The 21,148-nt window shown below is 66.4% G+C and carries 28 protein-coding genes and 1 tRNA gene; 18 read left to right on the top strand and 11 right to left on the bottom strand.

Annotation, left to right across the window (positions count from 1 at the left end; all coding sequences use genetic code 11):
- The 3 genes from VL129_RS06525 to VL129_RS06515 form a co-directional block, all read left to right on the top strand.
- Nucleotides 1–451: sigma-70 family RNA polymerase sigma factor family protein (locus tag VL129_RS06525; protein WP_475491199.1), on the top strand; the 451-nt coding region annotated here is incomplete at its 5' end.
- 35 nt (nt 452–486) lie between these two features.
- Entirely contained in the window at nt 487–1,104 is a 618-nt protein-coding gene (locus VL129_RS06520; protein WP_325411275.1) for a Type 1 glutamine amidotransferase-like domain-containing protein, read from the top strand.
- A gap of 15 nt (nt 1,105–1,119) precedes the next feature.
- On the top strand, nt 1,120–1,560 hold the full coding sequence (locus VL129_RS06515; protein ID WP_325411273.1) for a GNAT family N-acetyltransferase: 441 nt from the start codon (nt 1,120–1,122) through the stop codon (nt 1,558–1,560).
- Between the two features lie 36 nt (nt 1,561–1,596).
- Here the strand turns inward: VL129_RS06515 and VL129_RS06510 are convergent, their stop codons facing one another.
- Nucleotides 1,597–2,136, bottom strand: a complete 540-nt coding sequence (locus tag VL129_RS06510; protein ID WP_325411271.1) for a DUF3833 domain-containing protein — start codon at nt 2,134–2,136, stop codon at nt 1,597–1,599.
- A 12-nt stretch (nt 2,137–2,148) separates the two neighbouring features.
- Nucleotides 2,149–2,691: a chalcone isomerase family protein gene (locus VL129_RS06505; RefSeq protein ID WP_325411269.1), complete on the bottom strand. Its 543-nt coding sequence runs from the start codon at nt 2,689–2,691 to the stop codon at nt 2,149–2,151.
- 212 nt (nt 2,692–2,903) lie between these two features.
- On the opposite strand from VL129_RS06505, the gene cobU reads away from it, so the two are divergent.
- The 3 genes from cobU to VL129_RS06490 all read left to right on the top strand — a co-directional run bounded on the left by cobU (nt 2,904) and on the right by VL129_RS06490 (nt 5,644).
- Nucleotides 2,904–3,419 carry a bifunctional adenosylcobinamide kinase/adenosylcobinamide-phosphate guanylyltransferase gene (cobU, locus tag VL129_RS06500; RefSeq protein WP_325411267.1) on the top strand — a complete coding sequence of 172 codons (516 nt, stop codon included), beginning with the start codon at nt 2,904–2,906 and terminating at the stop codon, nt 3,417–3,419.
- 141 nt (nt 3,420–3,560) lie between these two features.
- The gene (locus VL129_RS06495) at nt 3,561–4,598 is read left to right on the top strand and encodes a YjgN family protein (protein WP_325411265.1); all 1,038 of its coding nucleotides are present in this window, start codon (nt 3,561–3,563) and stop codon (nt 4,596–4,598) included.
- Nucleotides 4,595–5,644 carry a M48 family metallopeptidase gene (locus VL129_RS06490; protein WP_325411263.1) on the top strand — a complete coding sequence of 350 codons (1,050 nt, stop codon included), beginning with the start codon at nt 4,595–4,597 and terminating at the stop codon, nt 5,642–5,644. Before VL129_RS06495 ends, VL129_RS06490 begins: the two co-directional genes overlap by 4 nt.
- A 76-nt stretch (nt 5,645–5,720) precedes the next feature.
- On the opposite strand, the gene VL129_RS06485 is transcribed toward VL129_RS06490, so the two are convergent.
- The 3 genes from VL129_RS06485 to VL129_RS06475 all read right to left on the bottom strand — a co-directional run bounded on the left by VL129_RS06485 (nt 5,721) and on the right by VL129_RS06475 (nt 7,617).
- Nucleotides 5,721–6,293, bottom strand: a complete 573-nt coding sequence (locus VL129_RS06485; RefSeq protein WP_325411261.1) for a hypothetical protein — start codon at nt 6,291–6,293, stop codon at nt 5,721–5,723.
- A 64-nt stretch (nt 6,294–6,357) separates the two neighbouring features.
- Nucleotides 6,358–7,002, bottom strand: coding sequence for a hypothetical protein (locus VL129_RS06480; protein WP_325411259.1), 645 nt, complete (start codon nt 7,000–7,002; stop codon nt 6,358–6,360).
- 30 nt (nt 7,003–7,032) lie between these two features.
- Nucleotides 7,033–7,617, bottom strand: coding sequence for a hypothetical protein (locus tag VL129_RS06475; RefSeq protein ID WP_325411257.1), 585 nt, complete (start codon nt 7,615–7,617; stop codon nt 7,033–7,035).
- A gap of 179 nt (nt 7,618–7,796) precedes the next feature.
- Between VL129_RS06475 and VL129_RS06470 the strand changes: the two genes are divergently transcribed.
- Entirely contained in the window at nt 7,797–9,140 is a 1,344-nt protein-coding gene (locus tag VL129_RS06470; protein ID WP_325411255.1) for a glutamine synthetase family protein, read from the top strand.
- 21 nt (nt 9,141–9,161) lie between these two features.
- Here the strand turns inward: VL129_RS06470 and VL129_RS06465 are convergent, their stop codons facing one another.
- The 4 genes from VL129_RS06465 to flgA form a co-directional block, all read right to left on the bottom strand.
- On the bottom strand, nt 9,162–9,917 hold the full coding sequence (locus tag VL129_RS06465) for a flagellar brake protein (protein WP_325411253.1): 756 nt from the start codon (nt 9,915–9,917) through the stop codon (nt 9,162–9,164).
- Nucleotides 9,918–9,972: 55 nt separating this feature from the next.
- Nucleotides 9,973–10,446, bottom strand: a complete 474-nt coding sequence (locus tag VL129_RS06460; protein WP_325411251.1) for a flagella synthesis protein FlgN — start codon at nt 10,444–10,446, stop codon at nt 9,973–9,975.
- Between the two features lie 46 nt (nt 10,447–10,492).
- The gene (gene flgM, locus VL129_RS06455) at nt 10,493–10,801 is read right to left on the bottom strand and encodes a flagellar biosynthesis anti-sigma factor FlgM (protein ID WP_325411249.1); all 309 of its coding nucleotides are present in this window, start codon (nt 10,799–10,801) and stop codon (nt 10,493–10,495) included.
- Nucleotides 10,802–10,922: 121 nt separating this feature from the next.
- Nucleotides 10,923–11,672, bottom strand: coding sequence for a flagellar basal body P-ring formation chaperone FlgA (flgA, locus tag VL129_RS06450; RefSeq protein ID WP_325411247.1), 750 nt, complete (start codon nt 11,670–11,672; stop codon nt 10,923–10,925).
- Between the two features lie 84 nt (nt 11,673–11,756).
- Between flgA and VL129_RS06445 the strand changes: the two genes are divergently transcribed.
- The 8 genes from VL129_RS06445 (at nt 11,757) to VL129_RS06410 (ending at nt 17,330) form a co-directional block, all read left to right on the top strand.
- Nucleotides 11,757–12,680 carry a chemotaxis protein CheV gene (locus tag VL129_RS06445; RefSeq protein WP_325411245.1) on the top strand — a complete coding sequence of 308 codons (924 nt, stop codon included), beginning with the start codon at nt 11,757–11,759 and terminating at the stop codon, nt 12,678–12,680.
- A gap of 50 nt (nt 12,681–12,730) precedes the next feature.
- Complete coding sequence (locus VL129_RS06440; protein WP_325411243.1) at nt 12,731–13,558, top strand: CheR family methyltransferase; 828 nt, start codon at nt 12,731–12,733, stop codon at nt 13,556–13,558.
- A gap of 68 nt (nt 13,559–13,626) precedes the next feature.
- Nucleotides 13,627–14,523, top strand: coding sequence for a DMT family transporter (locus tag VL129_RS06435; protein ID WP_325411241.1), 897 nt, complete (start codon nt 13,627–13,629; stop codon nt 14,521–14,523).
- 91 nt (nt 14,524–14,614) lie between these two features.
- The gene (gene modA, locus VL129_RS06430; RefSeq protein ID WP_325411239.1) at nt 14,615–15,367 is read left to right on the top strand and encodes a molybdate ABC transporter substrate-binding protein; all 753 of its coding nucleotides are present in this window, start codon (nt 14,615–14,617) and stop codon (nt 15,365–15,367) included.
- Between the two features lie 13 nt (nt 15,368–15,380).
- Complete coding sequence (modB, locus tag VL129_RS06425; RefSeq protein ID WP_325411237.1) at nt 15,381–16,052, top strand: molybdate ABC transporter permease subunit; 672 nt, start codon at nt 15,381–15,383, stop codon at nt 16,050–16,052.
- An 8-nt stretch (nt 16,053–16,060) separates the two neighbouring features.
- Nucleotides 16,061–16,744, top strand: a complete 684-nt coding sequence (locus tag VL129_RS06420) for a sulfate/molybdate ABC transporter ATP-binding protein (RefSeq protein ID WP_325411235.1) — start codon at nt 16,061–16,063, stop codon at nt 16,742–16,744.
- Between the two features lie 4 nt (nt 16,745–16,748).
- The gene (locus tag VL129_RS06415; RefSeq protein WP_325411233.1) at nt 16,749–17,168 is read left to right on the top strand and encodes a GNAT family N-acetyltransferase; all 420 of its coding nucleotides are present in this window, start codon (nt 16,749–16,751) and stop codon (nt 17,166–17,168) included.
- A gap of 3 nt (nt 17,169–17,171) precedes the next feature.
- On the top strand, nt 17,172–17,330 hold the full coding sequence (locus VL129_RS06410) for a small membrane protein YohP (RefSeq protein ID WP_325411231.1): 159 nt from the start codon (nt 17,172–17,174) through the stop codon (nt 17,328–17,330).
- 139 nt (nt 17,331–17,469) lie between these two features.
- Here the strand turns inward: VL129_RS06410 and VL129_RS06405 are convergent.
- A tRNA-Met gene (locus VL129_RS06405) sits at nt 17,470–17,546 on the bottom strand.
- Between the two features lie 258 nt (nt 17,547–17,804).
- Here VL129_RS06405 and VL129_RS06400 point away from each other — a divergent pair.
- On the top strand, nt 17,805–18,521 hold the full coding sequence (locus tag VL129_RS06400; RefSeq protein WP_325411230.1) for a helix-turn-helix transcriptional regulator: 717 nt from the start codon (nt 17,805–17,807) through the stop codon (nt 18,519–18,521).
- A gap of 195 nt (nt 18,522–18,716) precedes the next feature.
- On the top strand, nt 18,717–19,184 hold the full coding sequence (locus VL129_RS06395) for a MaoC family dehydratase (RefSeq protein ID WP_325411228.1): 468 nt from the start codon (nt 18,717–18,719) through the stop codon (nt 19,182–19,184).
- On the opposite strand, the gene VL129_RS06390 is transcribed toward VL129_RS06395, so the two are convergent.
- Nucleotides 19,168–20,499, bottom strand: coding sequence for a DUF2254 domain-containing protein (locus VL129_RS06390; RefSeq protein WP_325411226.1), 1,332 nt, complete (start codon nt 20,497–20,499; stop codon nt 19,168–19,170). The two genes, VL129_RS06395 and VL129_RS06390, sit on opposite strands and share 17 nt — an antisense overlap.
- A gap of 213 nt (nt 20,500–20,712) precedes the next feature.
- On the opposite strand from VL129_RS06390, the gene VL129_RS06385 reads away from it, so the two are divergent.
- A complete protein-coding gene (locus tag VL129_RS06385) occupies nt 20,713–21,141 on the top strand; it encodes a VOC family protein (protein ID WP_325411224.1) in 429 nt (142 codons plus the stop codon).
- Nucleotides 21,142–21,148 lie beyond the last annotated feature (7 nt).

Below are 21,148 nucleotides of genomic sequence, written 5' to 3'. Positions count from 1 at the left end.
GTCCGCCGCGCACTGCCGGCAATGCGCAACCCGGGCACGCAAGCGTATCCGCGAGGATCGCCCCCGTTTCGACACCACGCCCGAGATGCATCGCTCGTTGCTCGATGGCTTCCTGTCTGCCGCCAGGCAACGGGATGTGGGCAAGTTGATCACGCTGCTAGCCAGTGAGGTGGAGCTCTACTCCGACGGCGGAGGCCAGGTGCAGGCCTTGCCGGAGGTAATGCGTGGGGCGAACGCGGTCGCGGAATTCTTCGCCGGGATCTTCGCGCACTTCCAGCGGGACGGAATCGAGGTTCGAATCCAGCCCCAACGCTTCAACGGCTCGCTTGGCGTGTTGATCTTCGAGAACCAGAGGCTCGCCACCGCGATGACGATCGAGACGCACGCCGGGCGAATCCGGCATATCTACGCGGTGCGTAACCCGCATAAGCTAGGCGCGCTATTGCCGTAACTGAGTCAGTGATTCTCGATCTTCCGGAGAAAGCAATGAAATACCTATTCCTGGCCTCATCATTCGCAACGGTGGCGGGTGTATTTGCAGAATTCGTGGCGGATCGTCTCCAGGGCGGCAGGGTCGCGTTCATTCCTACGGCCAGCATCAACGAGGAGGTGACTTTCTATGTGGAGGCTGGCAGAAAGGCGCTGGAGGCGCTCGGGCTGAGCATCGATGTGCTGGAACTTTCCAGTGCTACGCCGGAAGTGATTCAAGCCAAATTGGCTGGTTGCGACTGCATCTATGTTTCGGGTGGCAACGTGTTTTTTCTGCTTCGGGAGTTGAGGCGAACCGGCGCGGATCGCCTGCTGGTGGAGCAGATTGTGGCGGGCAAGCCCTACGTGGGGGAGTCCGCAGGTGCGGTTGTGCTTGCGCCGCATCTCGCTTACATCAGGGACATGGATGACCTATCCGCAGTGCAGGGTCTCGATTCTCTTGCAGGACTCGGCCTGATCGATTTCTACCCGCTCCCGCATTACACCAATGCCCCCTTCCAGGAATGCGCCGCGCGTATCGAGGCGAAATACCGGGACGCGGTGGACCTTTACCCGTTCAGCAACCATCAGGCGATCCTGATGAGCGGGGATACCATTCGGATCGCAAATGCCTGAAGGCACGACATAACCATGCACATCATCAGCGTCACCCCAAACGAAGTTACGCTCGTGGCTCCGCTGTTCGACCAGTACCGGGTCTTCTACCGGCAGCCGAGCGACCCGGCGCTGGCGCAGGCGTTCATCGCCGAGCGGGTGGCCAACCGCGAGTCGGTGATCTTCCTCGCCCTGCGGGATGGCGAGCCGCTCGGCTTCACCCAGCTGTACCCGAGTTTCTCGTCGGTGTCGGCGCGGCGCACCTGGATTCTCAACGACCTGTACGTGGCGCCGTCCTGCCGCGGGCAGGGGGTGGGCAGCGCGCTGCTGGAACGGGCCAGGGCCCACGCGCTGGAGACCGGCGCCAAGGGCCTCGGCCTGCAGACGGCGGTGGACAACCTCAACGCCCAGCGACTGTACGAGGCGCTGGGTTATCGGCGGAGCGAAGGCTTCTACAGCTACTTTCTGGCCGTGTGAGGGTGGGGCGGTCCGGCCTGGCGCACGACCGGCTCGCTACTGGCTTTGCGCTCCGCGCTTGCGAAAGAACAGCGTGATCTGCCCGACCTCGACGCCGAACTTGGTCATGAATGAGCGGTTGACCAGGGTGTGTTCGTCGATCAGGTACATCCAGTCGTCCAGCTGCATGTCGTAGACGCTGTCGCCCACCGGTAGGCGCAGGGTGTAGCGCAGGCGCAGGGCGTTGCCGGCGACCTGCAGGTGGCCTTCGCCGGCCACGTCGTGGGCGGTGCCGCGCCAGTGATCGGGGCCGTCGGGGGTGAAGGTCCACACGCGGCGGTCGGTGCTGCCGTCGCTGTAGGTGAAGTCTTCTTCGAGGATCAGTTGCTCGCCACGCGAGTAGCCGTTGATGGCCACGCTGAAGCGTTTGACCACCTCGCCCGAGCGTTTCTGGAACATGCCCCAGGCGTCCACCCGGCCGGTGAAGTACTGGCGCAGGTCGAGGGGCGGGTTCTGGTCGCGGTAGTGCTCCACCTCCACGGCGCAGCCGGCCAGGGCGACGGCAAGTGACAACAGCAGGGCAAGACGCTTGAACATGGCGGTCTCCGGTCAGGGGCGGGCGTCGCCCAGCAGGCGGGCACGCAGTTCGGGGTTGCGGGTGCGTGGGTCGAGCCAGATGGCGAAGAAGGCGCGGGCGAATTCGGGGTCGGCGATTTCATGCTGCAGGCGCGTGCCGGCGTAGAAGCGCGCGCCCTGGTCCGGCAGATGCACGCCTATGATGCGCTCGCCGGGCTGCACATCGACGAAGGCCCGCTGCATCTGCGCCTGCCAGCGTCGCAGCTGCGCGGCATCGATGGCATCGCCATTCAGGCGGCGGATTTCCTTGAGGCTGGCCTCGACCAGGTCGTCGCGCTCGATGTTGCGGTGGTAGGTGAGTTCCAGGGCGAACGGTGCGTCGGCGCGGAACGGCTCGGCGGGGCTCCACAGCCGCGCGGTGTAGATGCGGAAGCCGAACAGGCGCAGGTCGCCACCGCCGATCAGACGCGCCTCGGGCAGGGCATCCTGCCAGCTGGCCTGCGCGCCGCCGGCGAGCAGCAGCAGGCCGAGCGCACAGGAGTGGGCGATGTGGCGCAGGGTAGGGAGCGTGGTCATCTTCGGGGCTCGCGGAGTGGATACCTGTCGATAAATCTATACGAATAATTCTATTTGTACAGGTTTATGGGTGGGCGCCGAGAAAGATCGCGCTGCCGCTGGCCGACGGAAAGCCGGCCCTACAGGGAATCCGGCGAGCTGTCCCGGCCGACGTCGGCGGACGGAAGGAGTACCCTGCCGCCCGGGCAAGTGAGGGGGGAGAGGAAAGCAACATGCATGAACTGATTCTCGGCGGCGCACGCTCCGGCAAGAGCCGGCTGGCCGAACAGCGCGCCGCCGACAGCGGCCTGCGGGTGACCTACGTGGCCACCAGCCAGGCGCTGGATGGCGAGATGGCGGCACGCATCGAACATCACCGCGCGCGCCGTCCGGCGCACTGGGGGCTGGTGGAGGAACCGCTGGCGCTGGCCCAGGTGCTGCGCGAGCAGGCGGCGCCGGAGCGTTGCCTGCTGGTCGACTGCCTGACCCTGTGGCTCACCAACCTGCTGATGCTGGATGACGCCGCGCGCCTGGCCGCCGAGCGCCAGGCGCTGCTGGAGACCCTGCCGGAGCTGCCGGGGCGGGTCATCCTGGTCAGCAACGAAACCGGCCTGGGCGTGGTGCCGCTCGGCGAGCTGAGCCGTCGCTACGTGGACGAAGCCGGCTGGCTGCACCAGGCGCTGGCCGCCGCCTGCCAGCGCGTCACCTTCACGGTGGCCGGCCTGCCGATGGTGCTCAAGGGCGGCTGAAAGTGTGTTTGCTGTCACAAAAATGCCGTCGGAAACCCGTGCTGATTATAAAGTGCCATCACGTATCCCTAAGATGCAGCGCTGCGGCCCAGGCGGCCGCGCGAGGTTTCCTATCCAACCGGTTTTCGAGGAGAACGACAGATGTCGGAAGCAGTGGCGGCGCCGCAGGACGCACGCATCGAGGGCGCAACCGCCCAGCAGCAGGCGCGTAACCTGCCCTTTCAGTTCCATGGCGACGGATTCGAGTTCTTCCGCATCTGGATCGTCAACATCCTGCTGTCCATCGTCACCCTGGGCATCTACTCGGCCTGGGCCAAGGTGCGCACGCAGCGTTATTTCTACGGCAACACCCAGCTCGACAGCAGCAGCTTCGAGTACCTGGCCGATCCGGTGGCCATCCTCAAGGGGCGGGTGATCGCCTTTGTCGTCCTGGTCGCCTACAGCGTGGCGCAACAGGTATCGGTGACCGTCGGGCTGGTGGCGCTGGCGCTGTTCCTGCTGGCGCTGCCGTGGATGCTGGTGCGCGGGCTGAGTTTCCGTAACCACAACAGTGCCTGGCGCGGCGTGCGCTTCGGTTTCGCCGGCAGCTATGGCGGGGCGGCGATGGCCTTCGTGGTCTGGCCGCTGCTGGGCATGTTGACCCTGGGCCTGCTGCTGCCGCTGGCGATGCATCGGCAGCAGCGCTTCGTGGTCGACAACAGCCGCTTTGGTACCACGCCCTTCGAACTGAAGGTGGGGGCCGGTCCCTTCTACATGGCGTTCCTGGTGATGCTGGCCATCCTCGTCGTCGGTGGCCTGCTGGGCGCGCTGCTGAGCACGGTCGTGCCGCCGCTGCTGCCGGTGATGATGACGCTCGCCTACCTGCTGTTGTTCGCCTTCGCCACCGTGCGCCTGACCAACCTGACCTACAACAACCTGCACCTGGGCGCCAACCGCCTGCAGTCGCGCTATAGCCTGGGCAGCTACCTGCTGCTGATGCTGGGCAACCTGCTCGGTCTGGTGCTGACCCTGGGCCTGTTCTACCCGTGGGCCAAGGTGCGTACCGCCCGCTATGCGGCCGAGCACATCAGCCTGCAGGCCGGCGACGACCTGGATGACTTTGTCGCCGCGCGCCAGCAGGACGTGTCCTCGCTGGGTGGCGAGATGGGCGAGATGTTCGACGTGAGTGTTGGTCTGTGAGTCATCCGGCCCCGCGCATCCTCGGCACCTACTACGCGGGCTCGTCCCGCCCGACCCCGGCCAGCCTGCTGGCCGAGGACGGCGTGGTGCAGGTGCTCGATGGCGAACAACCACTGGTCGGTCCTGTGTCGCTGGACGCGGTGGCGATCAGCTCGCGGCTCGGCAACACGCCGCGCATCCTGCGCTTTGCCGACGGCGGCAGTTTCGAGACGGCCGACAACGCGGCCGTCGATCGCCTGCTGAGCGGCCGTGGCCGGCGACACGGGCTGGTGCACCGGCTGGAGTCCAGCCTGCGCTACGTGCTGCTCGGCGTGCTGATTACGGTGCTGTTCGTCTGGGGCGGGGTGCGCTACGGCATCCCCGCACTGGCCGAGGGGGTGGCCTTCGCGCTACCCGAGTCGGTCAGTCGCCAGGTCGGCCAGGGCGTGCTGGAGGTGCTCGACCAGCAGATCCTGTTCCCCAGCGAGCTGGCGGAAGCCGAGCAGGCACGCCTGCGCGAGCGCTTCGCGCCGCTGCTGCAGCGCGAGGGCGCGCCGATCCATCTGGAGTTTCGTAAGGCCGCCGAGCAGATCGGCGCCAACGCCTTCGCCTTGCCATCGGGCACGGTGGTGTTCACCGATCAGTTGGTGACGCTGGCCGGGCACGACGAGGAGCTGCTGGCGGTGCTGGCCCACGAGATCGGCCACGTCGAGCGTCGCCACGGCCTGCGCCAGGCGCTGCAGGGTTCGGCGCTCGGCCTGCTGGTGATGACGGTGACCGGCGACCTGTCTTCGGTGTCATCGCTGGTCGCGGCCATTCCGGTGCTGCTCACCCAGCTCGGCTATTCCCGCGACTTCGAGCACGAGGCCGACCGCTTCGCCGCCGAGCTGCTGGCCGAGCAGGACATCGACGCCCGACGCCTCGGCGAAATCCTGGCCCGCCTGGAACAGGCCGCGCGCAGCTGCAAGCCCGACGAGTCCTGCACGCAGGATGCGGACGGCTGGAGCCGTTACCTGTCCACTCACCCGCCGACCGAGGAACGCCGGCGGGTGCTGGGGGATTTCTGAGAAGAGAGGGGAGGCTGACCGAGCCTGTGGCTTGGCTGCCTTTCACTCGGTTGCAGCACTCCCATAAGGGCTCACATCAATTCCTTTTGCTCAACGTTGAAACGACCTGTTCCGGCAGCGTTTCGCTACCGCGAATATCGATGAAGTGGACGTCGGGCCCGTCCAGGACAAACAGCGCATGGTAGGGCTCGTTCCCGGAGCGGGTCTGTCCATAGCCGTACACCTCGATGTCGTCGAGGCGATAGTGTTCGAAGCCTCTGCAGCCAGCGCGGATGGCGTCCTGGTGGGCTCTGGCATCGGCGAGATCATCGGCATTGGCGTTTGCGACCGGCTTGCCAAACACCAGGCGGATGAAGTCCGGCAAGGCCAGGCGAGAGGCTCGCGTGCGGAATTCGGCGGGATCGAGAATCCGATACGACAGATGAGCGCCGTCGTCGTACTTCACCAGCAGCAGGTCGCCCAGATGGGCAAAGGTATCGGCTGCCTGGCCCAGTGCGAATTGAAGTTTCGCGGCTCCGGGCAGGAGCAAGCGTTGCGATTCGATCAGGCGAGGGGAGTGCTCGGTGATTTGCACGGGCAGACTGCAATCACTCGCCCACGCTGGGCTGCCGACAATCAACAGGGCGACTAGCCCGCTCCGTTTGTACATAAGGTCTCACTCCTTGAGGAGCGGGGAGCATAGCCAAGCGCTGACGCCGCAGATGCCGCGAGGCTCACACTTCTCCTTGCAGACGCCGCTGCCGCTCTTCGCGCTCGGCGCGCAGGCGCTCGGGGCTCGGTGGGTTGCCGATGCTGACCATCGGCGGCAGCTGGATGTGCTGTGCCGCTGGCAAGCGGGCGAGCCGCTGCAGCACGGAATGCACCGACTGCGCGCTGCGTTTGGTGTTGATCTGCACGTGGGGTTTTCTGCCATAGGCAGTCTTCGTCTGGAAGATGTAGCTGCGAAACCAGCTGGTGCCGTAGCGCCCCATGTTGCGGTAGTGGTCCAGGGTGACCAGCGCGGTGATGTCCTCGAATGGGATGAACAGCTGCGCATCCGCCGTCGGGTCTTGCGCATGGCCGATCGCGAGGTGCAGCCCGGCGTCGTCGAAATGCGCCTGGTAAAGGGTGGCCGGGAAGATCCAGTTGGCGAGGATCACCGCGGTCAGCGGATAGGACAGCAGCAGGAAGAACAGCAAGGCCGTGAAACCCGGGCTGGCGAGGTTCCAGGTGGCGATGATCGCCAGCAGCGGCACCAGCCAGCCCCAGCGCAGCGCGTGGCCGGCCGGGGTACGCGGCGGCGCATGCAGCAGGGCGACCTCGCCGGCATCGTCGACGGTGAAGATGCTGTCCGGGAACAGCTTGATCGGGGATTCCATGGCGCAGACTCGACGGCAGGAGCCGGGATTCTACGTCGGTAGGGCGGCCGCGATATACGGCGTGGGATGAGGTGGCCGGGCCGGGCCCGGCCGGAGGCTTATTGGGCTGGCCGGGGCCGGCTGGCCGGGTTGCATGGCCCCTTGCTGCTGTTGATGCATCATCATCTGGTCCATCATCATCTGATGCATCTCCATGCGCCGTTCCATCATGTACTGGCGCTGGGCCTTCTGTTCGGGGGACAGGTTCGAATAGCCCTGCCAGCCCATCATCTGGCCGCCCATCCTGCCCTGGCCGCGCATGCCACGCATCATCTGCATGTTTTCCTGCATGGCGTTCCAGTGCTCCTGGAGCAGCTTCTGGCGCTCGTTCGGGTCCTGGGTCTGCTGGATCTTCTCCATCTGCGCCTGCATCTTCTGCAGGTTTTCCTGGGCGCGGGTCATCTGCTGGTCGAACGCGTTCATGTCCGGTGCGGCCGGGGCCTGCTGGCCCTGAGTGCTCTGGGCCGGCATGCCCTGGGCTGGCGTGCCCTGGGCAGGTACGCCCTGGGCCAGGACGGGGGCTGCCGGGGACAGGGATACGGCGAGGATGAATGCGGCCTGTGGGATGATCTTCATGTCGAGCTCCTGGGATGGTGGTGAGCTGAACAGGTTCCGGCGAGCCGGGCTCGCGGCTCCGACCTCAAGAACTGTAGGGTGTCCCGGTCGGATTGACCTGCTCGTCGTCGCATGGCGCGCGGGCGGTTGCCGACCTATGGTGACCCCATCGCCGATTGGCGCCAGACGAGATGTTCCCAATGTCGTCCTCCCTGTCCGTTTCCCAAGACCCGCGCCTGGCGGGTGTCGAGGCGGTGGAATGCGTTACCCCGGATCTCAACGGCATTCCGCGCGGCAAGGTCATGACCCCCGAGGGCTTCCTGGAAGGCCGGCGCCTGCAGATGGCGCGCGGGGTGCTGTTCCAGTGCGTGATGGGCGGCTATCCACCGCCGCGCTACTACGGCGGCGATGACGGCGACATGGTGCTGGCGCCCGATCCGGGCCAGCTGTACCGCCTGCCCTGGACCGAACAGCCACGCGCCCTGGTGATCTGCGACGCCGTGGAGGTGAGCGGGGCGCCCTGTCCACTGTCCACCCGCAGCTTGCTGCGTCGTGTGCTGGACGACTACGCCGCCGAGGGCCTGCGTCCGGTGGTGGCCAGCGAGCTGGAGTTCTTCCTGTTCCAGCCCAATCCCGATCCGCTGCAGCCGTTCGTGCCCCCGTGCGGCCTGGACGGCCGCCCCTCCGGCGCGGCGGCGGCCTTCAGCGTGGGCGCCAATCACAGCCAGCAGGCCTATTTCGACGAGGTGTATGCGGCCATGCGCGCCTTCGGGCTGCCACGCGACACCTTTCTGCACGAGATGGGCGCCAGCCAGTTCGAGATCAACCTGCTGCATGGCGACGCCTTGCAGGTGGCCGACCAGACCTTCCTGTTCAAGCATCTGCTGCGGGAGATCGCGATGCGTCATGAGCTGATCGCGGTGTGCATGGCCAAGCCGCTGGCCGAGACGCCAGGCAGTTCCATGCATCTGCACCAGAGCGTGGTGCGTGGCGGCGACGGCGCGAACATCTTCAGCGACGGGGAGGGTGGCGAGACGCCGGCCTTCCGGCAGTTCATCGGCGGATTACAGGCCGCGCTGGGCGAGCTGACGCTGTTGTTCGCGCCCTATGTGAATTCCTACCAGCGGCTGTTCCATCCCTTCGCCTCGCCCAACAATGCCTGCTGGGGCTACGACAACCGCGCCGCCGGGCTGCGTATTCCGCTGAGCGAGGCGTCCGCGCGGCGGGTGGAAAACCGTCTGCCGGGCGCCGACGCCAATCCCTATCTGGTGATTGCCGCCAGCCTGGCGGCGGGGTTGCGCGGCATGCGCCAGGGCCTGGAGCCGAGCGCGCCGGTGCAGGGCGCGTTCCAGGCTCCGCCGGCGCTGCAACTGCCGTTCACCCTGTCGGCGGCGCTGGAGCGCCTGCGGCACAGCGCGCTGGCGCGCGAGCTGTGCGGAGAGGCATTCATCGAGGGCTATGCGGCCGCCAAGCTGATGGAGCTGGGCAGCTATTACGACGAGATCACGCCGTGGGAGAGGCGCCATCTGGCGCCCTGGGTTTGAGGTAAAGCACCTCGTGGTGCCTTACTCGTCCTCGAAATCCAGGCGGCGGCTTTCGCGCTGCAGCTGGAACACGTAGCGCTCGATCTGGCGTTGCTCGTAACCGCTGATCTGGTAGAAGCGCAAGCCGACCATGCTGGATTCGCGGCTGCGGTCGAAATACAGGTGGCGCAGCTCCACGGCCACCACCAGAGTGCTTTCCGGCAGGGCGATGCTCAGGCGTTCGTAGACGGTGCCGCTCTGCAGGTAATCGGTGAGGTTGCCGGGGAACTGCACCTTGCAGCCGGTGGCGGAGATGTCCAGCAGCTTGCCCACCAGCGACGGGGACAGCTTGCTGCCCGACAGGTTGACGTTGGGCGACTGGGTGCGCTTGAGCGGCGCGCGGTAGGCATCACGACGCTGGTGGTATTCCAGCTCGTCGGGCAGGTCGATCCAGAAGCAGGGCACGCCTTCGAGGCTGCCGCGCTTGACCCGGTAGTTGCGGCTGGTCCAGGCCATGCGCACGCCTTCGTGGTAGCCCTCGGCGGAGAAGGTCTGGCCGTCCAGCAGGTGGCGTTCGCTTTCCAGCGGCAGGACTTCGTCGAGCGCGATCAGCCCACGCTCGCGATCCACGGCGAGCAGCACGGTGTAGCCGTGACGGGTGACGGGCAGCTCTTCGAACACCAGAGAGACACGTTCCTTGTGGGCGGCCAGGGTGCGCAGGTGGCCGGCCACCTCGATGGGCTCCTTGTACGTGACGGGCCCCTGGTCAGGCTTTTCCTCGACGTTGAATTTCGACACTGTCCGCTGTACTCCAAAACCAAATCCTGCGGGACGCCGTGCTGCCGGGGGAATGTCAGGCCTGGGAAAGGGGACGCTGACGGGCGATGCTGGCGGCGCTTTGACCGAGGCGATTGTACAACCCTGCGGCGTCATTTTTGCCACGCACCACCATCAACAGACCTTCGACATTGGTCTGGCCATTCTGGATCAGCCGACCGTTGCGCTGATTGAGCCCCTGGCAGTTGTCCAGCAGTTCGGCGAGCTCCGTGGCGGCCTGCAGCAGGGCTTCGCCATCGGCGGAACGGGCGGCAAGGTTTTCCAGGCCGGCGCGATCGGTGCTCAGGCCGCTGGCGCGCAGCAGTTCGCTGCGCTGGCGGCGCTGGCGATCCAGTTCATCGAGCAGTGGGGTCTTTTCGCCGAGCAGGCTTTCCAGCACGGCGAGCTCGCACTGACGCAGCGCTTGATGCTCGCTTTCCAGCAGTTCGAGCAGGCGTTGCGCCTGCTCGATCTCTTCGCGAAAGCTGTTCAGAAGTTGGGCGACGGGCATGAGCACCTCAGGAAGACGTGGCGTCCGCTACTCCCGGTGAGGCGTGTCAGCGCTGCGCTTCGAAGGCGAGCAGCTTGCCGGCCAGACGCGGGCTGTCCACCTGGTAGCTGCCATCGGCGATGGACTGACGCAGGCGTTCGACGCGCGCGGCATCGACTTCGGGCTGTTCGCGCAGCTGATCGGTGATCTGCTGCAACTGCTGGACTTCCGCGCTGAAACGCACGGATTCGCCGCTCTCGGCCGCAGGCGCGACGCTGGCGGTTTCATTGATCGGGGCGCTGGGCTGCGCGGCGGTGGAACGGGGGATGCCGGCCGGCGCGGAGGCGCTGTTCGGCCGCTGGAAATCGATAACCATGGTGTGCTACCTCGAACGGAGCAGTGGACGCTTGCCACTAGTTTCGGCCGTTCGCGTCAGAACTTTAACGCCCGTGGTCGGGTTTTTGCGTTTCGGTGCACAGTTTCCGACGAGTTTCGGGCTAAAGGTCCACGACCACCTGTCCCGGTCCCGTGATGCGCGCCCGGATGACCCGTTGCGAGCTGAGGTTGCGCACCCGGATCTGCTGCCCGACCGCGCCTTCCTCCTGGGCCTCGCCCGGCATGCGCACGGACAGCGTCGCGCCGCCGGCACTGATTACCACATGATCGCCCTTGCTGACCACCGGTGCGCGCTCCAGATGGTTGGGGGTGAGTACCTGGTCGATGCTCACCGGGCGGGTCAGCATGCTGCCCAGCGCCTGATCGGGCTCGGTCAGGTAGCCCTGGCTCAGGGTGCCCACGTCGCGCTCGCGCCAGTCGATGTCCTGGGAGGCAAGGATCGCGCCGCGCGCCAGCGGACGCTGGGCGACCACCACCTGGCGGTACAGGCGAACCTGCGCCGGCACGAGCAGACTCCAGGCCGAACTGCCCTGGCAGCCGATCCGCACGGTAACGCGGCCCACCGGCTGGGCCGGGCTTTCCAGGCTGGCGACCAGCGGCTGGTCGCAGGCCGGCATGCGCAGGCGCGAATCGAGGCGGTTGACCTGGATATCGTGACGGCCGGCGATACCGGCCCGCTGCAAATAGTTGGCGACCTGTTCCTCAAGAAAAGCCTCGGTGGCGCCGATAAGCTGATCAGGTAAGGTTTGCGCCGCCGCGACGGCGACGCCGGGGGCTTGCAGGGCGCCGAGGGCCGCCAGGGTGGCGAGCGAGCCGCGCAGGCGTCGGAAAACTGTCGTCATCAGGGTCATGTCCGCCAAGTAGCAAGGGACGTGCCGGCGTACCCGACCGGGCGAGGCCCGGCGATCAGGTCAATTTTCGAGAAGGAGTCCGGCATGGCCGGTGTACTGGATTCGGTAAACCAACGGACTCAGCTGGTCGGACAGAACCGTCTGGAACTGCTGCTGTTCCGGCTGGACGGCTCGCAGCTGTACGGCATCAACGTTTTCAAGGTGAAGGAAATCCTGCCCTGCCCGCGGCTGAGCAACATGCCCAAGTCGAGCAGCGTGGTATGCGGGGTGGCCAACATTCGCGGTGGCACCATCCCGATCCTGGACATGGCGCTGGCCACCGGGCGCCGCCCGCTGGTCGACCGGCAGAACAGCTTCGTGATCATCGCCGAGTACAACACCCGCGTGCTCGGCTTCCTGGTGCGCTCGGTGGAACGCATCGTCAACCTGTACTGGGATGAGATCCACCAGCCGCCCAAGGGCACCGGCCGCGAGCATTACCTGACGGCGGTGACCCGCGTGGACAACGTGCTGGTGGAGATCATCGACGTCGAGAAGATCCTCGCCGAGACGGTGCCCAGCCGCACCCAGCTCGAGCAGCCGGTGCCGGCGGAGATCCAGGCCAAGGCGCTCAGCAAGCAGGTTCTGGTGGTCGACGATTCCTCGGTGGCGCGCAAGCAGATCCTGCGCTGCCTGGAAGGCGTCGGCGTCGAGGTGGTCCCGCTGAACGACGGCCGTCAGGCGCTGCAGTATTTGCAGAAGATGGCCGACGAAGGACGCCGCCCGGAGGACGAACTGCTGATGGTCATCTCCGATATCGAAATGCCGGAGATGGACGGGTACACTCTGACCGCCGAGATTCGCCAGGACCCGCGCATGCAGGGCCTGCACGTGCTGCTGCACACCTCGCTTTCCGGGGTGTTCAACCAGGCCATGGTGCAGAAGGTGGGGGCGGACGATTTTCTCTCCAAGTTCCGTCCGGACGATCTGGCCAACCGGGTGATCACCCGAATCGAAGCACGAAGCTGATGGCTGTTCCTTCAGGCTCGGCGTACTTATTTATGGTTAAGGCGGGTTAGGTGTCTTCAGGTAATTTGGATTTCGAGCTGTTCCGGGATTTCCTCGAAAAGACCAGCGGCATTCAACTGGGCAGTAACAAGCAGTACCTGGTTTCCAGTCGCCTCAACCGGCTCATGGAACAGCGCGGCATCAAGTCGCTTACCGACCTGGTGCAGCGTATCCAGGCACAGCCCCGTGGCGGCCTGCGCGAGGAAGTGGTGGACGCGATGACCACCAACGAAACGCTGTGGTTCCGCGACGGCTACCCCTTCGAGGTGCTCAAGAGCCGGGTACTGCCGGAGCTGCTCAAGGCCTCGCCGACGCTGCGCCCGCGCATCTGGTCGGCGGCCTGTTCGTCGGGCCAGGAACCCTACTCGCTGTCGATGACCCTCGACGAATTCGAGCGCGCCAATCCCGGCATGCTGCGCATGGGCGCGCAGATCGTCGCCACCGAGCTGTCCGGGGCGATGCTGGCGGCCTGCCGTGCCGGCGTCTACGACGGACTGGCCATGGCCCGCGGCCTGTCGCCGGAGCGTCGCGAGCGCTATTTCGATCAGGTGGCGCCGGGGCAGTGGTCGATCAAGCCCGCCGTGCGCAACCGTGTCGAGCTGCGCGCCCTGAACCTGCTGGACAGCTATGCCTCGCTGGGCAAGTTCGACATCGTGTTCTGCCGCAACGTGCTGATCTATTTCTCCGCCGACATCAAGCGCGACATCCTGACCCGTATCCATGCCACCCTCAAACCGGGCGGCTACCTGTTCCTCGGTGCTTCGGAGGCGCTCAACGGGCTCTCCGATCTGTACCAGATGGTGCAGTGCAACCCCGGCATCATCTACAAGGCGCGCTGAGGCGCGCCTTGCCAACCGTCGGCGCGCTTCCGTAAGGTGCGCGCCTTGCCATTGCTGTCGTGGTTGTCATGCCGACTCGTCACCTCTGGGCCGCCAGCGGCCTGCTGCTTTCCAGCCTGCTATGGGCAGGCAATGCCCTGATCGGGCGCGCCATTGCCGGGGAAATCCCCCCGCTGACCCTGTCGTTCTGGCGTTGGCTGGTGGCGCTGTGCATCCTGCTGCCGTTCGTGGCCGGCACGCTGTGGCAGTACCGCGCGACCCTGCGCCAGGCGGGCTGGCGGCTGCCGGTGATCGCCGCGCTGGGCATCGGTGCCTACAACTCGCTGCTCTACACGGCGGCCAAGAGCACCACGGCGATCAACATCACGCTGCTCAACACCTGCATTCCGCTAGCCACCTTCCTGTTCGCCGGCCTGCTGCTCAAGGAATGGCCCAAGCGTCGCGCCTGGCTGGGCATGGGCATCGCCGTGGCCGGCCTGCTGGTGCTGATCAGCCAGGCCAGCCTGGCCAACCTGCTGGGTCTGTCGTTCAACCCGGGCGATCTGGTGATGATCCTCGCCGTGCTGGCCTGGGCGTTGTACACCGTGCTGCTGCGTCTGTGGGCGCCCTGGCTACCGCTGCCGCCGCTGGCCCTGCTGGGCGCGTTCGTGCTGATCGGCGTGCCGGTGATCCTGCCGTTCTATCTGCTGGAATTCAGCCAGCTGGGCGGCTTCGAGCTGAACGCGCGCACCCTGGGTGCGATTCTGTACACCGCCATTCCGGCCTCGCTGATCGCCTACCTCACCTGGAACCAGGGGGTGAAGATCCTCGGCGCCGCCAAGGCCTCGCTGGCGCTGTACACCATGCCGGTGTTCGCTGCGGTGCTGGCCTACCTGCTGCTGGGTGAAACCCTGCAGACGTTCCATTGGGTGGGCGGCGCGCTGATCTTCGGCGGCCTGCTGTTCGCCACCCGTCCGGGGCGCTGACGCCCGGCTCTTGATGGAAGTCAGCGCCAGACCGGGCAGGGCGGCCTATGGTTTTCGACGTGCTTCCATCTCGGCCTGCCTGGAGCGCCGCATGCCCAAGTCGCTGGTCCTTCTGCTTCTCTGCTTCCTGCCGGGCCTTTCCGGTGGGGTGCTGGCGGCCGAGCTGACGGTATCCGCCGCTGCCAGCCTGACCGGCGCGTTTCGTGACATCGCCCGGGGCTACCAGAGCCTGCATCCTGAGGTGCGCGTGCTGCTCAATGTCGGCGGCTCCGGCGCCCTGCTGCAGCAGATCGCCAAGGGCGCGCCAGTGGATGTGTTCGCGTCCGCCGACCAGGAAACCATGGACCAGGCCGCCGGCCAGAACCTGATCGAATCCGCCAGCCGACGGGACTTCGCTCGCAACGCGCTGGTGCTGGTGGTGCCGCGCGACAGCACGCTGCACCTGGCCCGCCTCGCCGATCTCGCCGAGCCCGGCGTCGAGCGGTTCGCCCTCGGCAACCCGGCCAGCGTGCCGGCCGGCCGTTACGCCGTGCGCGCCCTGGAAGCCGCGGGCTTGCGGCCGGCGCTGCAGGACAAGATGATCCACACCCAGAACGTGCGACAGGCGCTGGACTACGTGGCGCGTGGCGAGGTGGCGGCCGGCTTCGTGTACGCCACCGATGCCCGGGCGATGCCGGAGCGGGTGACCGTGGCCTTCCCGGTGCCGCTGGACACGGTGATCCGCTACCCGGTGGCACGCACCCGTGACAGCGCGCAGGCCGCCGAGGCCGGGCGCTTCATCGACTACCTGCTGTCGCCAGCCGGCCAGGCCATCCTGGTCCGGCACGGTTTCGATCTTCCCTGAGTGCGGAGCCCGAATGGATGCCGTCTGGCCAGCCCTGATCCTCTCCCTGCAAGTCGCCGGCTGGGCCACCGCCATCACCCTGGTGCTGGGCGTGGCGGTGGGCTACCTGCTGGCGCGCGCGCGTTTTCCCGGCCGGGATCTGCTGGACACCCTGCTGACCCTGCCGATGGTCATGCCGCCCACCGTGCTGGGCTATTACCTGCTGGTGCTGCTCGGCCGGCGCAGCACCTTCGGCGCCTGGTTGCACGACAGCTTCGGCATCAACCTGATCTTCACCTGGCAGGGCGCGGTGATCGCCGCCTCGGTGGTCGCCTTCCCGCTGGTGTTCAAGCCGGCCCGCGCGGCCTTCGAGGCGGTGGACGGCCAGCTGGAGCAGGCGGCGCGGGTGCTGGGCGTGTCCGGGGCGGGGGTGTTCTTCCGGGTCACCCTGCCGCTGGCCTGGCGCGGCATCATGGCCGGCGTGCTGCTGGCCTTCGCCCGCGCGCTGGGCGAGTTCGGCGCCACGCTGATGGTGGCTGGCAGCATCCCCGGCAAGACCCAGACGCTGTCCATCGCCGTGTATGAAGCCGTGCAGGCCGGCCAGGACGACACCGCCAACCTGCTGGTGCTGATCACCTCGGCGCTGTGCATCACCGTGCTGTTGCTGGCCGGACGCCTGGCGCCCGGTCGCATCGCCAATCGCTGAGGTGGGCGATGCAGCTTGATCTCGATATCCGGAAAACCCTGCGCTCGGGCAAGCGCACGTTCACGCTGCGCGTGGCGTTGCGCAGCGACAGCCAGCGTCTGGTGGTGCTCGGGCCATCCGGCGCCGGCAAGAGTCTGCTGCTCAAGGCCATCGCCGGGCTGATGACCCCCGACCAGGGCCATGTGCGCCTGGGCGACACGACCCTGTTCGCCAGCGCGGCGCGCATCAACCTGGCGCCCCAGCGACGGCGCATGGCCTACCTGTTCCAGGACTACGCGCTGTTTCCGCACCTGAACGTGCGCCAGAACATCGCCTTCGGCCTGCAGCGCGGCTGGCTCAACCCGGGCCGCCATGCGGACCATGCGGCCGTCGAGCACTGGCTGGCGGCGTTCGAGTTGCGCCCGGTGGCCGAGCAGTACCCGGCTGAACTGTCCGGCGGCCAGCGCCAGCGCACCGCGCTGGCCCGCGCCCTGATCGCTGAACCCAGGGCCCTGCTGCTCGATGAACCCTTCGCCGCCCTGGACCCGCACCTGCGCCGCCACATGCGCGCCGAGCTGGATGGCCTGCAGCGCCATCTGCGGGTGCCGATGCTGCTGATTACCCACGATCCGGCGGATGCCGAGGTGTTCGGCGACCAGGTGCTGTATCTGGACAATGGCCTGCTGGGCGAGCCGCGCGATGATTGGGGTTGAGCGGATGGCCGCGGAAATCGATGCCCTGCCGGCGCCGCTGTTCCCCCTGCTGGACAAGTTCTATCGGGCGCAACGCAGCCATATGCGCGTGGCCCGGGCGCAGCGCGCCTGGGTTGCGCGGCGGGCGCACGAGCTGGTCGGCGGGGTCTGTCTGACGCCGGTCGCCGACGGCCACTGGTTGACCAGCCTGCTGGTCGCCGCCCCGCTGCGCGGACAAGGCGTGGCGGGCGAGCTGCTCAGGCGCGTGCGGGCCGACACATCGGGGCCGATCTGGCTGTTCTGCCATCCCGAGCTTGAGGGCTTCTATCGGCGCTTTGGCTACGCGTCTTGCGCAACGCTACCCGAGGAGCTGGCGCAGCGGCTGGAGCGCTACGCCAGAACCAAGGCGCTGATGGCCATGGTGTCGGTCGGAACCTGCGGGTGAACCGTGCGCCGAATCCGGCCTCAACAGGAAGACGGCCGCACATTCGGCGGTGACGCAAACCCTGGAGGGCCAGACATGCTCAAGTTCCTGACCAGCGCTGTTGGCATCATCTTCCTGATCGGCCTGATCGTGGTGATAGGCATCCTGATGATGATCTTCTGAGCCTGTCGCTGGGTCACCTGACCGGGCGCTTGCGGGGTCGCCCGTGCGGCGGCTCGGGCGTCTGGTCCATGCGTGGTCGATTCATGGTCAACGGCCAAAACAAAAAAGGGGTTAGCTTGCGCTAACCCCTTGTTTTGTATGGTGGCTACACCGGGACTTGAACCTGGGACATCAGCATTATGAATGCTGCGCTCTAACCAACTGAGCTATGTAGCCGGAATGGCGCGCATTATTCCTATCGGGCGGAAGCCTGTCAACTCCTTTGCCTGAAAAAAATATCGTTGCTTTCAAGCGCTTAGCGAGCACGGGTGCGCGCGTCGGGGCGCCGGCGCGCGGCTGACGCGCTGGGCCATTACTTTGATACCATTGCGCGCCGCTCTTCGCTCAGTGCTCTGGTTTTACCTGTCGCCAGAGATGGCAAAGAGATGGCCTGACAGTGGTATATTTCGCGCATTTTCCTCAGCGGGCCGGATCATGGATCTATTGGAAGTACATCATCTCGCGCGCAGCACCCATCAGGGAGCCAAGCTACAAGCCCAACTGGAAGGGCGGTTGTTCAGGGTCAGCGCCGGGGTCGTCAGCGTGCATACCGAGCGGGGCATGTGGATCGTGCCGCCGGGCTACATGGCCTGGGTGCCGCCGATGCAGCTGCATTTGCCGGTCAGCTACGGTGACATGCGCGGGCTGCGACTGAATTTCGCCGAGACCTGGAGTCGCGAGCAGATGCCCACGCAGCCGCGGGTGATTCGCCAGAGCGCGCTGCTGGTGTCGCTGCTTGACGAGATGCCGCTGGATCCGGGCCTCAATGCCATCTATCTGCAGGTGTTCGCCGATGCCTTCGGGCGCAAGCCCGAGCAGGACCTGTTCCTGCCGGTGCCCCAGGATGAACGCCTGCAGAAGATCACCCAGGGCCTGTTCGATCAGCCGGACAGCGACGCCGACCTGGACGACTGGGTCGAGATCGTCGGCATGCCCCGGCGTACCCTGACCCGCCGTTTCCACAAGGAAACCGGCATGAGCTTCGCCCAGTGGCGCCAACAGTTGCGCCTGATGCTGGCCATGGAGCGACTGGCGGCCGGCGAGCCGATCGCCGAGGTGGCGCCGCGCGTCGGCTACCAGAGCGTCAGCGCCTTCATCCAGGTGTTCCGTCGCGCGCTGGGCGTCACGCCCAAGAGCATGTTCCCCGCCTGACGGCCCGGGCTGGCCCCGAAGCGTGCGCCAGTCGTGATCGCCGCCTCGGGCCGGTTGCCAATCTCCTTCCGCGATCTAGGCTTTGCCCCCGCTCGTACCCATTGGCACTGTTCAGCTGCCAGGGTCGCGCGGGTAGCCGGTCGAGCGTTTCGCTCGGCCGTGGCGCCTTCAGTCAGTGAGCGTAAGGAGACCATCATGACTGCCGTATTCCATAACATCGAAGCGTTGCTGGCCGCCCAGGGCCAGGAGTTGGGTCATACCGAGTGGCTGGAAATGACCCAGGAGCGGGTCAACCTGTTCGCCGAGGCCACCGGCGACCATCAGTGGATCCACGTCGACCCCGAGCGCGCCGCCAGAACGCCCTTCGGTGGCTGCATCGCCCATGGCTACCTGACACTCTCGTTGGTCAGTCAGTTCATTACCCAGCTGATGCGCGTGGAGAATCTGGTGATGGGCGTCAACTATGGCTGCGACAAGGTGCGCTTCCCGGCACCGGTGAAGGTGGGTGCCCGTGTGCGGGGCCATGGTGTGATACAGCAGGCCGAGCGCATCGGCGATGCCGTGCAACTGGCGGTGCGTGTCACCGTGGAAGTCGAAGGCCAGGACAAGCCGGGCTGCGTGGCCGAGACCCTGGCGCGCTTCGTGTTCATGCCGTCCCGCTGATTCCGGAGGACCCGTCAAGCAGGCGGGTCACTTCATCACCGCGCCGGGCTATCCGGAGGCGGTCTTCCTCTTCCGTCAGGCATTGCCCCGCGCGCCGGGCAATGCGTCGGGCGTGGCAGGCCAGGCAGTTGCGCATCGGACCAGGCGGGAGTGTCGGCGCAATCGTCGCTATCGTTTCCAGCAGGCGCAGGCTGACGGCCATGCTCGCGCAGCCATACTCGCGGATCGGGTCGAAGGCGGCGTCGGCGAGCATGGCGTAGGTGAGCTGGGGCACCACCAGGCAAAGCTGCCCGGCATCGTCGAACCGGTAGGGCGAGGGCGGTTCCCGCCGCGCGGCGTGCGCCAGGGCAATGCCCAGACGATCGATGCAGGCCATCGCCGTGAAGGGATCGTTGATGCCCGGGGAGAGGGCGCGCACCGCGATCTCCACCAATTGATCGACCACGAAGAGGACATCCTGTCCGGCCGTGCGCTGGTTACCCATGACAAACGCACCGTTGATCCCGTCCGCCAGGCCTTCGGGTAACTCCCCGGGCGGGCAGCAGCTCACCAGGGGGCGGCCGGCCATGATGTGGTCTCCGGGGCGGCATGCCAGGCACAGAATCCGGCCGTGTCGCCGGGCCAGGTCGAGCAGAACCTGCAGATCCACGAACTGCAGGTATCCCGAATGGCTGGATGCGACCGGCGTGCCCCGCGCCGGATCGACGTTCTCCACCGCCGCAACCCGAGCCGCCCCGGTCGGCTCGCTGAACTGCTGTTCGATGCTGGCGCAGAGCTCCTGGCTGAGGCGGGCGATGATCTCGTTGGCCTGGATCGTGACCGAGACGTGATGGATGAAGTAGATCAGCACGCCCAGGCTGAGCACCGCCAGCAGCACACCGAGGGTGACCGACAGATGCGGCACGAAGGCGCCTCCCCCTTCGGCGTGGCGGATGGTGCGCAGCACCAGCAGGCAGTACAGGAACGTGGCGACGAAGATGCCCAGCACCAGTTGATAGGTGGTGTCGCGCATGAAATTGCGCAACAGGCGCGGGCCGAACTGCGAGGAGGCCAGGGAAAGGGTGACCAGGGTCATGGAGAAGACGATGCCGACCACCGTAATCATCGAGCCGGCGATGGTTCCCAGCACGGTGCGGGCGCCTTCGGCGCCACCGGTAAACAGCCAGCCGTCGACGCGCAGGGCACGCAGCGTGTCGCCGCGGTCCAGGGTGGTGGTCCCAAGCGCCAGGCCGACTGCGGCGCAGGCCATGAGGATGGGAAGGAACCAGAAGCTGGAGCGCATCCGGTTCCAGTAGCTGAACAGCTTTGCCTTCACGCCGAAGCCCCTATCCTGAGCATCCAGAACATCCGAGCCCGGAAGCGCGGCGGTGTTCCGCAGGTGTACGCAGACTGGCCGCCTGCTTGCCGCTCTGCCAGCCAGCAGGCAGTCTTGCTGCACGGCTCGGGTATGCCCGGCGGGTATGGCGTTTTTCGTTGAGGCGCTATCCAGGCTAAATCTCAAATGAACCCCTGATTCGAGGAGAACGAAATGGAAACGCAGGAGTTGCATCGCGGGCGGTTGATCGATCACATCCAGTTGGTGGTGCGGGACCTGCCCGCCAGCCAGGCCTTCTACCAGGCGGTCTTCGCCGTGCTGGAAATCCCCATGGGCGGCACGGGCGAGGGTTATTTCTGGGCGGACGAACTGTTCGTCTCGACGGCGGACAGCCCGGCTGCCTTGGGCAACCTGACCGGCCGTCATCACCTGGCCTTCCAGGCCCGCGACCCGGCCATGGTCGAGGCCTTCCACAAGGCGGCCCTGGCCAGCGGCGGCACCGACAACGGCGCGCCGGGCGAGCGTGGCTATCACCCGGGCTACTACGCCGCCTTCGTCCTCGACCCCGACGGCAACAACATCGAGGCCGTGTACCACGGGCCGGCGCAGCGCAGCGCGGAGTCGGTGCTGATCACTTTCTAGACCGGCG

Source organism: Pseudomonas sp., from assembly GCF_035497915.1.
GTDB lineage: Bacteria > Pseudomonadota > Gammaproteobacteria > Pseudomonadales > Pseudomonadaceae > Serpens.
Note: the sequence above shows the minus strand (reverse complement) of the source record. Positions and strands in the feature narration are given on the sequence as shown.

What these genes read in the sequence shown, in the direction of transcription:
- VL129_RS06400 (WP_325411230.1), top strand. Translation starts at nt 17,805, where the DNA reads ATGGATCTATTGGAAGTACATCATCTCGCGCGCAGCACCCATCAGGGA.
- VL129_RS06495 (WP_325411265.1), top strand. Translation starts at nt 3,561, where the DNA reads ATGTCGGAAGCAGTGGCGGCGCCGCAGGACGCACGCATCGAGGGCGCA.
- VL129_RS06460 (WP_325411251.1), bottom strand. Translation starts at nt 10,446, where the DNA reads ATGCCCGTCGCCCAACTTCTGAACAGCTTTCGCGAAGAGATCGAGCAG.
- modA (WP_325411239.1), top strand. Translation starts at nt 14,615, where the DNA reads ATGCCCAAGTCGCTGGTCCTTCTGCTTCTCTGCTTCCTGCCGGGCCTT.
- VL129_RS06470 (WP_325411255.1), top strand. Translation starts at nt 7,797, where the DNA reads ATGTCGTCCTCCCTGTCCGTTTCCCAAGACCCGCGCCTGGCGGGTGTC.
- VL129_RS06475 (WP_325411257.1), bottom strand. Translation starts at nt 7,617, where the DNA reads ATGAAGATCATCCCACAGGCCGCATTCATCCTCGCCGTATCCCTGTCC.
- flgA (WP_325411247.1), bottom strand. Translation starts at nt 11,672, where the DNA reads ATGACCCTGATGACGACAGTTTTCCGACGCCTGCGCGGCTCGCTCGCC.
- VL129_RS06510 (WP_325411271.1), bottom strand. Translation starts at nt 2,136, where the DNA reads ATGTTCAAGCGTCTTGCCCTGCTGTTGTCACTTGCCGTCGCCCTGGCC.
- VL129_RS06435 (WP_325411241.1), top strand. Translation starts at nt 13,627, where the DNA reads ATGCCGACTCGTCACCTCTGGGCCGCCAGCGGCCTGCTGCTTTCCAGC.
- VL129_RS06395 (WP_325411228.1), top strand. Translation starts at nt 18,717, where the DNA reads ATGACTGCCGTATTCCATAACATCGAAGCGTTGCTGGCCGCCCAGGGC.
- VL129_RS06385 (WP_325411224.1), top strand. Translation starts at nt 20,713, where the DNA reads ATGGAAACGCAGGAGTTGCATCGCGGGCGGTTGATCGATCACATCCAG.
- VL129_RS06520 (WP_325411275.1), top strand. Translation starts at nt 487, where the DNA reads ATGAAATACCTATTCCTGGCCTCATCATTCGCAACGGTGGCGGGTGTA.
- modB (WP_325411237.1), top strand. Translation starts at nt 15,381, where the DNA reads ATGGATGCCGTCTGGCCAGCCCTGATCCTCTCCCTGCAAGTCGCCGGC.
- VL129_RS06415 (WP_325411233.1), top strand. Translation starts at nt 16,749, where the DNA reads ATGGCCGCGGAAATCGATGCCCTGCCGGCGCCGCTGTTCCCCCTGCTG.
- VL129_RS06480 (WP_325411259.1), bottom strand. Translation starts at nt 7,002, where the DNA reads ATGGAATCCCCGATCAAGCTGTTCCCGGACAGCATCTTCACCGTCGAC.
- VL129_RS06420 (WP_325411235.1), top strand. Translation starts at nt 16,061, where the DNA reads ATGCAGCTTGATCTCGATATCCGGAAAACCCTGCGCTCGGGCAAGCGC.
- VL129_RS06445 (WP_325411245.1), top strand. Translation starts at nt 11,757, where the DNA reads ATGGCCGGTGTACTGGATTCGGTAAACCAACGGACTCAGCTGGTCGGA.
- VL129_RS06505 (WP_325411269.1), bottom strand. Translation starts at nt 2,691, where the DNA reads ATGACCACGCTCCCTACCCTGCGCCACATCGCCCACTCCTGTGCGCTC.
- flgM (WP_325411249.1), bottom strand. Translation starts at nt 10,801, where the DNA reads ATGGTTATCGATTTCCAGCGGCCGAACAGCGCCTCCGCGCCGGCCGGC.
- VL129_RS06485 (WP_325411261.1), bottom strand. Translation starts at nt 6,293, where the DNA reads ATGTACAAACGGAGCGGGCTAGTCGCCCTGTTGATTGTCGGCAGCCCA.
- VL129_RS06515 (WP_325411273.1), top strand. Translation starts at nt 1,120, where the DNA reads ATGCACATCATCAGCGTCACCCCAAACGAAGTTACGCTCGTGGCTCCG.
- cobU (WP_325411267.1), top strand. Translation starts at nt 2,904, where the DNA reads ATGCATGAACTGATTCTCGGCGGCGCACGCTCCGGCAAGAGCCGGCTG.